Source organism: Arhodomonas sp. KWT (assembly GCF_010993615.1).
In genome coordinates, this window is the sequence record NZ_WNXE01000930.1 from 1 (window position 1) to 656 (window position 656).

Consider the following 656-nt stretch of genomic DNA (forward strand, 5'->3'; position numbering starts at 1 on the left):
CCAGCAGGGGGACGGCGAGCAGGGCGAAGTGGGCGATCTTGCGCAGCTCGTCGCCCAGGGCGCCGACCGTCTCCACCACCAGCCCGCCGCTGCTGACCTCCGGGGGCATGTGCCCGGTGGCCCGGGCCTCCACCCGGGCGGCGAGCATGCCGTTGAACGGCGAGCCCACGAGGTTGGCCACGGCAGTGAAGGTGTAGAACATCACCACCGCGGCGGCGAGGATGAACAGCGGCCACAGCAGCCAGCGCAGGAGCACCACGAATACCGTCAGCACGTCGCCGATCCAGCCGTCACCGAGCGCGGCGGTATCCGGCAGGAGGTAGTTCAGCAGCATCCCGTAGTACTCCGCGCCGAGCCAGAACAGGCCGAGGAAGATCAGCGCGTTGATGATCACGGGCAGGGCCACGAAACGCCGCAGGCCGGGCTCACCGAGCAGGGCGAAGCCGCGGGGGACGTAGCTGACGCCGCGGAGGAAATCACGGATCATGGAAAATCTCCCGGTGTGACGGTTCGCCCGTTTCCGCGCCCCGGAACGGGCGTTGCGTGACATGCCGTGCCCGGCGATGCGGCGGACCCGCGCTCCGGCGTACGGGCAGGCCCCCGGGAATCTATAACACAGCCGGTCGCTTGACGACGCCCGGCCGTGCCGTCGATCG

At 69.8% G+C, this 656-nt stretch carries 1 protein-coding gene; it reads right to left on the minus strand.

Annotated elements, in window-relative coordinates:
• Nucleotides 1–487, minus strand: a 487-nt coding sequence (locus tag G7A99_RS23365) for an EI24 domain-containing protein (RefSeq protein ID WP_205600035.1), incomplete at its 3' end; no start/stop codon positions are given.
• Nucleotides 488–656 lie beyond the last annotated feature (169 nt).